Genomic DNA, 9,755 nt, shown 5'->3' on the forward strand with positions numbered 1-9,755 from the left:
GTCAAGCCGCCCTAGTTCCCATCATCCCTGCCATCGTCATTCGGGGAGGCGGGAACGTAGCTGTTGAACTTGACCCCGCAGGAATCGAAGACCTTCTCGATTTGCGGGCCTTTCAGGTACTTGTCTTTCCGCAGCTCTTTTGCAAGCGTGAACAGCGCCATTTCGTGCTCCTCAAGGATCCTTCGCGCCTCGGAGAACTCGTATAGAAGGTACGCATTCGCCCGGTCCATTGCCCGAGAGGGGATGGGCTGGCCGCTCGGATAGATTGCCATGCCGAAATTCACGTCAAGCCCGAGATCACACAGGGCGTACAGCAAGTGCCCGGTTGCATATGAGAGGTCGGACTTTGCACTGCTGCTAATGCCCTCTGAGAACCCCTTTCCTGCCTGGGCGCCATAGTAGATGCATTCCGCCGCCCTTCCGCCGAGAGCCACCCGCACATCCGCAAGGATGTCCCCCATGGAGATGTTCAGCCCTTCTCGTTGGTCGAACTTTGTCAGCCCCAGATAGCTCGCGCGCGAGATGGTAGTCACGCTATTGGGATGAAGGCCGCTCACATAGGCGACGAGCGCATGGCCGCTCTCGTGAATCGCGACGTCATCCTCGGTGGCAGCGTCAAGCTCATACGGCTCGCCCAGCTCATGAAGCTCGAAGCGATCGCGGAGCCAGGCGTCATCGTCCTTCGGGGCGACGGCGCTCGCGGAAGAATGGCCCGCGAGAAGCGCCTCTCTTCCCAGATAGTTGATGAGGTCGACGATCCTCGCAGGGCTCCATCCCGCCGTTTCGTTGACGAGGTACAGGACGCCCGCCTCGCTGATCTTCGGCGTGCTCGGTCCTCCTTGCTCGGAGCCCTCCGCCCCGGCCGGCCCTCCCTGCATGGCGCCGGCAGACTTGCCGGCAGAAAGCACCGGAATCTTGCCGATAGTCCTCCGAATGAGGGTCTCGCGGCCCTTCGCGTCCGGGATGGTGACGAGGATCTGCGTGTCAAAGCGCCGCATCGCCGCCGCGTCAAGCTTATCGGGAGCGAAGTTGGTCGCCGCAAGCACCACCACGGGCCGAGCGTCCACCCTCTTGAAGCCATCCATCTCAGTCAGGAGCGCGTTCACCACCGCCTGGCCAGAAACGCCGAGGCGCTCCCTCGGCTGGGCGATGTTGTCAAACTCGTCAATGAACACGATCGCGGGGGCGTACCTGCGCGCGACGCCAAAGATGCGGTGGATTTCGGGGGCCCCGCCCGCGAGAAGCTTGTTGGCCTCGGTGGGAATGAAGACCGCGTCGGCGTCGTGCGCCATCGCGCGCGCCATCATCGTCTTTCCTGTGCCAGGCTTGCCATGGAGCAGGACGCCGCGGGGCATGTTGAGCGAGTTGCCGAGGAAGCGCGAAGGGTCCTTCAGGCATAGGGAGACCTTCTTCAGCGAATCCACCGCCTGGGCGTTGCCAATGACGTCGTCAAAGGAATCAGAGGGGATGCTGAGCCCGCAGAGGATGTCGTTTGCGTCTCTGGAGTCGGGGGCGGTGCTTAGCGAGAACTCGTTCAGCAGGATGGTGAGCGTCTCGTTTGGGCCAAATCCCCCGCCCTTCGAGGCGCGAGGCATGGCCGCCGAGTACTTGAGCACCTTTCTCCTGCGCGTAAGGTCGAAGACGTTCTTCTCCTTCACGGAGTCGTCGATCTTGTCGCGAAGGTCGTCAAAGAACGAGTCCTTCTCGGTGTCGAGAAAGTCCCGAGCCCCTTCCTTCAGGAAAATCTGGCGGTCGGCCTCGCTTGGATAGCGCCAGCCGCCGCGAGGCCTGATGATGAAGATCGGCATGTCGGGCTTCTTCGCGTGGAGGTGCTGGAAGAAGCGTCGCCCATAGGTCTTGATGTCCATTGCCCCGTAGTATCGGACGGCCTTGCTCGACGCCTCCTGACCAAAGCCGATGTCGATGAGAGCCGCGTCGAAATGGCCCACCTTGTCGCACACGTCATCGTACTTTGGGTATTCCGCCGGGTTGCTCCCAAACCCAAGGTCATCGGGATAGTGGAGCTCGAGCTTGACGCCGTCGGAAAGCGAAACCACCCGTGGATTGCCCGCGAGCTTGTCACCCTTCGCCTTGCTCTGCTCGGCGAGGCAGAAGACCCTCATGAGCTTCTTGCCCGTGAAGTACTCCTTGATTTGTTGGTCTTCGATGCCCTCTAGGTCGACTTTGAAGGCGACCTTCCGAGGCTTTGACCTCGCCTCTTGAGGCTTCTTGCTGCTGGCGTTGCGATCATCGTCGTCGTGCAGGGCTTGAATCAGCTTGCCCATGTATCTTGTGACGAACTTCCTCGCGTCCCCGCTCACGCTGCGGGCATCCGAGAGGCCGCCCGAAGAGAGAAGCAGCGCCGTGGGCACGTACTGGTCATGGGTGATCTCGATGCCCGAGGTCTGCTGGTACTGCCTGCTCGCCTTCTCGAACTCTTGGTCGCAGATGTCAAGGAGGTCGCGGGAGCCAAGGCGGTTGAACATGATCACGGTGCCAGCGGCAAGGCGAGAGAGGAGTGCGGAGGGAATGGCAGACCTCCCCCCGCTTCCCTTGTCCTTCCCAATGGCGTCGATAATCGCATGCTTCGAAATGCCCGAGAGGTCAGAGCCCGCCTCGCCCTCGTAGGCGCTTCTGCCAGCATTCGTGGTGAAGATGAGGATGGTGTTGGAGAAGGGGACGTCCTCGCCGTAGTAATTGTCGTAGAGCGTGCCCTCCTGGAGCACCTGCAAGAACAGGTGCTTGACCCCCTCGTCAGCCTTCTCGATCTCGTCGAAGACGATGACGGAGCGCGGATGCTTCATCACGTAGTTGGTGAGGTCGCCCGGCCGCGCCGCCCTGTAGGTCTTGGGGAAGCCGATCATGTAGTTGGCGCATTCGTGGCCCATGTAGCCGGTCATGTCGAAGCGGCGGTAATCGAAGCCGTATCCAGCCAGCTCCTCAGACGCCAGCTCGGAGAGAAAGGTCTTCCCCACTCCCGAGGGGCCGCAGAACATGAACACTCCCAGGGGCCTGCGATCGTCGCGAGTGAGGCTGCTCGGGTCCTTCTTCGAACGAATGAGCATGTTCCTCAGGATGGCGTTGATGCCCGTGCAGAACTCCTCGATTGGCCTGGACTGCCCTCGAACCGACCCTTTGAGCCTCGCGCGCATTTGGGAGCAGAGCTGCGTGATGTCATCGTCATTGGAGAATGACAGCGGGGCGTTGTCATGAAGGTAGGTCTTGGGGTCAAACTCCCTTGTCGACAGGAGCTTGTTCCAATCAATCTTCTTAGTCTCGTCGTGAATGCGCGAGTTGATGATTGAGCCGATGCGATTGGCCTCGGAGGATTCCTTGCCTCCGACGATTCCCTGACAAAATGTCTTGAACTCGACGATCTCGCAGGAAAGGAACCTCGTTATCCCTTTTCTGATCATCCTTTGAACAATTTCGGAACTCAGGGAGGAGGTCTGGCCTTTCACGTCTGGCGAAGATGCCCGCGAATCTCCGCCAAGCACGAGGACTACGCGGTCGCCCTCATCCCGAACGTCCTGGGGGACGAGCAAAACGCGCGTGTTCGCGTAGAGGTCGACGCACGCCGACCTGCACAGCTCGGGATCATAGGGCTTGTCCAGGCTGACTGTCACTCGGAAGTAGGGCGAGATGCCCGTCTTGGGAGTGGTGCCTGACGAGCCTCTGCCAGCCGGCTTCGCCTTTTCTGGCGCGCTGGCAGACTTTGGGGCAGGGTCCCAGGGCAAATCGTACTCGTCTAGGTTGTTGGGTTTATTGGGCTCGTCGGACATGTTCTTGCCTCCAATGAAACATTGAGCGTGGCAATGCTGTTTGGCACACTTCGAACGCAACCCTCGCGAAGCTCATGGCGGAAGAGGAGGCACGTATATCAGCGTTGCTTAGGACGCCGAAATTTTGCCATCGTTTCCCAGCCGCAGATTCGTGCCTTAATGATAGGTGAATCGAGCCGTCCCTCTCCGCCAAGATAAAGTTTTTTCTGTTCTGCGGTAGAAGGAGAGTTGCGAAGAATTGGCTAGTCTCCCTTCTGGCATTGTTCGAATATCTGTGCCACGAGCTCCACGTTATTGAACCTTGAGAACATCGTTGAGCCCTTGCGCATCATTTCGACGTTCAGTCGGTAGCAGCAATTCAGCACGTACTCGTTATAGAGAAGCCGCCTCAGCTCCTCCAAGCTGCCAAAGTACACGCTTGTCACGTCGCTGGCCACGCCGTAGCTGGTAATTTGCAGCTGCGTCCCGTTTGGCAGCCCTGCGCTCCGGCGGCGCGTTCTTAGTCCCCAAGAGAGATTTTCTCTCATGTTGAGAAATCCCCAAGGAGCAAAGTCGTCCTCAAGAACGACGAGCGTCTCAAGGTTTTGGCAGCTAATTGCCGCGCACCGGTCTCCCCTGCCCGTCGACGGAAGGGCGGTTGCAACCCACCAGCCTTGGGCAGTCGCATCGGGGGCAGGTATCGTCTCTCTGACATAGCGCGCGAGAAGTTCGTCCTTGAGTACTACCGAAAGGAGCATCCCGAGCTTGGCGCAAGCGACCCTCAGATTCCATGGGACATTTCTGGGGAGCCCGACGAGCTCCTTCCAATAATGCAGTCAGACATCGTGCTGAAAAAGGGCGGGCGTGTCTTTGTCGTTGACGCCAAGTACTACACGCATACCACGCAGGAGCGCTTTGGAAAAAGAAGTCTCCACTCGGCGAACCTATATCAAATATTTACCTATGTGAAGAACATGCAGGCAAGCCTGCCCGCCAGCTCTTCCCCTGTGATGGGCATGCTCCTTTATGCAAAGACGGACAATGACCCTGCCGTTGACAGTCGCTACGTCCTGGGCGGAAACCCAATCATGGCAAGGACGCTCGACCTCAATCAGGAGTTCTCTACGATACGAGCCCAGCTGGACGCAATAGCGACGCTTTTGGATACAAGCGAGTAGAGCAGAACAAGAGAGGGGTCGCCGGTTTACTGACGACCCCTCTTCTATGAAATCTTCCTTCAGCTAATTGCGCGCCGCCGCATCAAGAATGTCGTTCGACTAACAAGTGCCAATCACCACTTAGGAATCAGAGAGTCATCTATCGCATAAACGTCCTTATAGCGATAAAACCACTTGTACTGCACTCCCCTTGAAATGCCGCGCAATGCGTATTCACGCTCTGCCGAGGACGTATCGCTGAAGCCCAGAGTCTCGAGCGTCCTGCTGACGAGCGAGTCCTTAAGAGACGGCGAGAAGTCCTCAAGAACATCCAAGGCTGCCGCAGCCACTTCTTCGTATGGAACCTCCCATATCTTGCGCACATCCTCAGGTCGCGTTGGCACGCGGTAGTGCTGATAGCTCTTTGGATCTTGGTCTCTGCTCCAGACAACTACATTGTCGTCGGCTGAAATCCTTTTTGCGTGGGCAATGAGCAAGGCGGATTGGCATTTGGCCATCACGCTTTTGTTCGAACTATTGACTCCAAAGACCTGTGACGCCTTCTTAAACAGAGACGTACTGTATATAGGGGCTTCGACAGCTATGATTTCGTTCATGACGTCAGCAATCTGTTGATTGCCTCTTGCCATGAAAGCGGTAAGTCCTTTGCCGCCGGAAACCGGAGGTATCACGGCGTGGACGTATTCAATTTCCCTATGGCCCAGCCTTCTAGGCGTTGGCGCCTTGCTCGCGGACGACACTGTTGAACCGTAGTGCTTAGCCGCTGCCCTTGCGTTACTTGGAGTGACGAGGTTCTCCGAGTGCTCTTTTACGCGGGAAGCTGGCTTCCTTTTTTGATGGTCCCGCCTCTTTTCCTTATTAAGCGGAGCAGGTGCACTTGTTCCCTTTCTGCGCGGAGCCGGGGCGCTTACTTCCCCAAGCGGAGCAGGGGCTCTTGCGGCAATCTTCCGTTCTGATGCTTCTCTACCAATATCCGCAGTCGATTCGTCATTCTCAGCGAGACGCTCGCCAAGGCCCTCTTCAACTAATGAGAATGTATTGTCGCGTGGCTCCTTCTTGGCATCCTCAAGCACCGTGGAGAGCCAAGCCTCAACATCGTGTACAACCTTGTCGGAGTTTTCCCACCAATCAATTGCCCAGACTCGAATGACCTTCCACCCTAGATTCTCGAGTAGCTTTCGCTGGGCAATTTCCCTGTCTCGGGTCGTCTTGGCTACCTGGTAAGACCTTCCGTCAAGCAGGATGGCAGCAAGATACCGATTCTCGTCATTAGGATCAACCACACCAAGGTCAACGCGGAATTGGCTCGTTCCGACGTTGTAGTGAATCAGGTAGCCCGCTTTCTCAAGCTCGCTGCCAAGCGCCTTGCCAATGGCATCTTTTTCTGAATAACGCACATCAGTATTGCTGAGCGAAGTGAAGTGACCATTCTCAGCATATTCAAGGAAATGACGCAACGCGCTGGCGCCACGTGACGAAGTCCTATTCAAATCGATGTCTGTATAGCTGATTGAGGAAAAGACCACCATCTCAGTGCGAGCTCGCGTAACAGCTACATTTAGCCTCCTATATCCTCCCTCTCTATTGATGGGTCCAAAGTTCATGGACATGGTGCCATTTTCATCAGGAGCATACGTTATCGAAAAGAGAATGACGTCTCTCTCGTCACCTTGTACGTTCTCCAAATTCTTGATGAAAAGAGGCTCATCGCGCTTGTTTGCCCATTTCTCAAGTCCCGAATTATCGATGCAAGCCTGCTCGAAGAGATCCTGAATGAGTTTCTGCTGCGGGATGTTGAAAGTGACGATGCCGATGCTTCCTTTATAGCCTTGTTCGTATCGCTGCTCAATCTCGTTCACGATTGCCTTTGCTTCGGCGAGGTTGTATCGCCTTGAGGCGCCACGCTCAAAAATCCCGTTGACCTTTTTCATGCGAACTCTACTGACGCCATCGTCTGCCGAAGGGAACGTGAACATTGAGCCGTCATAGAATTCCCTGTTGGAGAATGAAATCAAGCTCTCGTGATGGCTTCTGTAATGCCATCTCAAATACGTCTGAGGCATGTTCAGGGCGATGCAATCGTCAAGCACCGACTCAAGGTCGGCAACTTGGTCATACTCCTCGTCGTCAATCTTTTCTTTGAAGAAGCTTGTGGGAGGCATCTGCTTCGGGTCGCCAACAATGATGGCCTCTTTGCCTCTAGCGAGCGCCCCGACGGCCTTGCAGGTCTGAAGCTGAGACGCCTCATCAAAAATGACGAGGTCAAAAAGCTCTTTTCCAGGTGCAAGATACTGCGAGACCGAGAGCGGGCTCATCAGCATGCAGGGGCAAAGCGACAGCAAGATATTGCCGCAGTCTCGGAATATCGAGCGAACTGTCACGCTCCTCTTCCGATTTCTCAGAGAGCGTTGCAGAGTTGCAGCTTCTGTACTCTTGGTCGCTTCTTCGACTAGGTTTGGGATATGGCTCGCAATGCGATGACGGAGTTCTTCCTTGGACAGTTCCTGTAGCTCCGTATCAATTCGGGCGTATTGTTCAATAAGACCGTCAAGTCGCGAACCTGTGAAGGAGTTCATGCTCTCTGAGCTGTCGAGGCCGTACCGAACCATTGATTTGGTTATTCCGCACTTGTATCGCTCGAAGGTGTCGCTTTCGACCTTGTTGTTGCCCAGATAGTCAATGAGCTCATGCAAGCCAAGCCCAAGAGCCTCGGCACGGGCTTTGTTCCAGTTCATCCATTCGCGCAGCTCGCCAAGGTGATCTCGCAATGCTCTGCAGGCTTCCAGCTGGGAATCTATCCACGCCCCTTCATCGAGAGCGAACTGCCCAACATATTCTTCGACCTTGGCGCGACTTGCGTTGACCTTTGCAAACCCTTCCGAAAGCTCCTCGAATAAGTGCAAGGTCTCGTCTATGTCACCTGTCCAAATGCGACGAAACTTCTCGATGGAGCCATCAGCTTGGAGCTTCTTTGTGTTGGACAGAGCGGTCTCGGCATCTTTCCAGCTAATCGTTCCATCAGAGTTTCGAAATGGTCGTAATGCTTCGCGCTGTCTTTCTACCCCCTCCTCAACGGCAGAGCTAGCCTTATTCCACTTAGCTAATTCATCGATGAAGACGGACACATCACCCGCCGTTATCGCGCCCTTAGAGCCTAGAGACATCTCAATAAGAACTTTTTTGACAGCCTTCTTCCGGAAGAAAAAGTTTTTTGAATTCGCCTCTACCCAGCGGCTCTTTAAGTCGTCAATATCCATTGAGAAAAAGCTCTCAGTATGAGTCTGAAGCAGCTGATTACGAAGCTCTGAAAGAGCCTGATTCTGCTCAACTAGACTCTCAAGAGAATCAGTCAATGATCTAAGGTCATCATCGACCACCCAAGGGGTAGGAATCTTTGCGACACTCTTTATGACAGATTCCTCGTTTAGGAGTGCAGTAATATCGTCGAGCGTGCCTTTCGAGGTTAAGTGCAATGCATTGCTGGTCTTCTCCCAAACCACTGAGAAGGCTTCGAGCTCTGATTGCCAAGAGTCAAGCAATGCTGGCAAATCAATAGTAATGGCCTGGCGATAGACAGTGCCCGTTACTGCCGAAAGCGGGCTTTCATTGGTGGGCGCGACGGTCTTACCAATGCGAATAAGATTCTCCGCTGCATCCATCTTCGTGTAATAGTCTTCGCGGCTCGTAAAGGAATTTGCCACTGCCCAGTTGCCCGGAAGGGGCTCATAGCTTTCCGACTGTGCCACATATTCGCAGATAAGATCCCTGAGAGAAAAATCAGCTGCATTCCGCTGCTGAAGCTGGCGCGCATATGAGTCAAGCTGCCCCCGAACGCTCTTGTCCTCGGCAGACTTGTCGCGATAATTCTTATAGCTTCTGGTGTGGGTCGCTTTGGTGGAAGCCGAGACTTGGTCTAGGACATGATTCTTAGTCGCTTTAGCGGAATGAACCTCAAGACAGAAAGGGTCAATGCCCAACTTCTTTAAACGGTTCTCGACTACCTCCAGTGCCGCCATCTTCTCCGACACAAACAGGACCTTTTTACCTTGAGCCAGAGCGTTGGCAATAATCAGTGTGATTGTCTGGGACTTGCCAGTTCCCGGAGGTCCGTGAAGAACAAAGCTCTGCCCATCCAAAGCCTTCCTAATTGCATACATCTGTGATTGGTCCGCAGGCTCAGGAAGAAGAAGGTCAGTGGGGTCTACCGACTCTTCTTGATTCATCGGCTCAGGAGTCCACGTAAGCTTGCCGTCCAACAAGGATGAGACGATTTTGCTCTTTCGCAGCTCGTCTTCATGATTCCGGATGTCATTCCACATGACAAACTGCGAGAACGAGAAGACGCCTAAAGTACCGCTCTCAAGAACTTCCCAACCAGGCTGATACATCACCTTCCTACGAAACGTATTGAGCACAAGCCTTACATCTACTTCGGATTCCTTCATTGGCAGAGGGTCAAACCCATCAAGGGAGATTCCGCATGAAGAGCGAAGGAACTCCACCAGCGACACGTTGATGGACGGGTCTTCGTCAAGCAAAGAAAGCTGATAACCAGACCGCGCCGAAGCCCTCGAAAGGGAAACAGGAAACAGCATGATTGGTGCGAGTCTCGTCTTGTCCTTGTCAATAAATTTCAGCGTCCCGATTGATAGGAATAGCGAGTTTGCACCAATCTCTTCAAATGACGACTTGAACTGGCTGAGATCCTTCGACACGAACGAGCGTTGGCTAGCGAAAGCCCATGCCTGATGGTGTCCCTATCGTAGTCCTTCTCATCTAGGCTGCCCTCTGGTTGATGCCTGTGTAGTACCAGTCG

General features: G+C 55.0%; 4 protein-coding genes. 1 reads left to right on the forward strand and 3 read right to left on the reverse strand.

Annotation, left to right across the window (positions count from 1 at the left end):
- Window positions 1–11: 11 nt before the first annotated feature.
- Together ACOYJL_RS09425 and ACOYJL_RS09430 are read right to left on the reverse strand one after the other, a co-directional pair.
- Window positions 12–3,782, reverse strand: a complete 3,771-nt coding sequence (locus ACOYJL_RS09425; RefSeq protein ID WP_433569975.1) for an AAA family ATPase — start codon at window positions 3,780–3,782, stop codon at window positions 12–14.
- Between the two features lie 242 nt (window positions 3,783–4,024).
- The gene (locus ACOYJL_RS09430; RefSeq protein WP_433569976.1) at window positions 4,025–4,309 is read right to left on the reverse strand and encodes a hypothetical protein; all 285 of its coding nucleotides are present in this window, start codon (window positions 4,307–4,309) and stop codon (window positions 4,025–4,027) included.
- Window positions 4,310–4,435: 126 nt separating this feature from the next.
- Between ACOYJL_RS09430 and ACOYJL_RS09435 the strand changes: the two genes are divergently transcribed.
- Complete coding sequence (locus ACOYJL_RS09435; RefSeq protein WP_433569977.1) at window positions 4,436–4,939, forward strand: 5-methylcytosine restriction system specificity protein McrC; 504 nt, start codon at window positions 4,436–4,438, stop codon at window positions 4,937–4,939.
- A 113-nt stretch (window positions 4,940–5,052) separates the two neighbouring features.
- Here ACOYJL_RS09435 and ACOYJL_RS09440 read toward each other — a convergent pair whose 3' ends face one another.
- The gene (locus ACOYJL_RS09440) at window positions 5,053–9,654 is read right to left on the reverse strand and encodes an AAA domain-containing protein (RefSeq protein ID WP_433569978.1); all 4,602 of its coding nucleotides are present in this window, start codon (window positions 9,652–9,654) and stop codon (window positions 5,053–5,055) included.
- Window positions 9,655–9,755 lie beyond the last annotated feature (101 nt).

Origin of the sequence: Tractidigestivibacter sp., from assembly GCF_050946515.1 — a bacterium.
In the GTDB taxonomy this organism is placed as follows: domain Bacteria; phylum Actinomycetota; class Coriobacteriia; order Coriobacteriales; family Atopobiaceae; genus Tractidigestivibacter.

Coding starts and splice junctions, on each gene's coding strand:
- ACOYJL_RS09425 (WP_433569975.1), bottom strand. CDS start 3,782: ATGTCCGACGAGCCCAATAAACCCAACAACCTAGACGAGTACGATTTG.
- ACOYJL_RS09430 (WP_433569976.1), bottom strand. CDS start 4,309: ATGAGAGAAAATCTCTCTTGGGGACTAAGAACGCGCCGCCGGAGCGCA.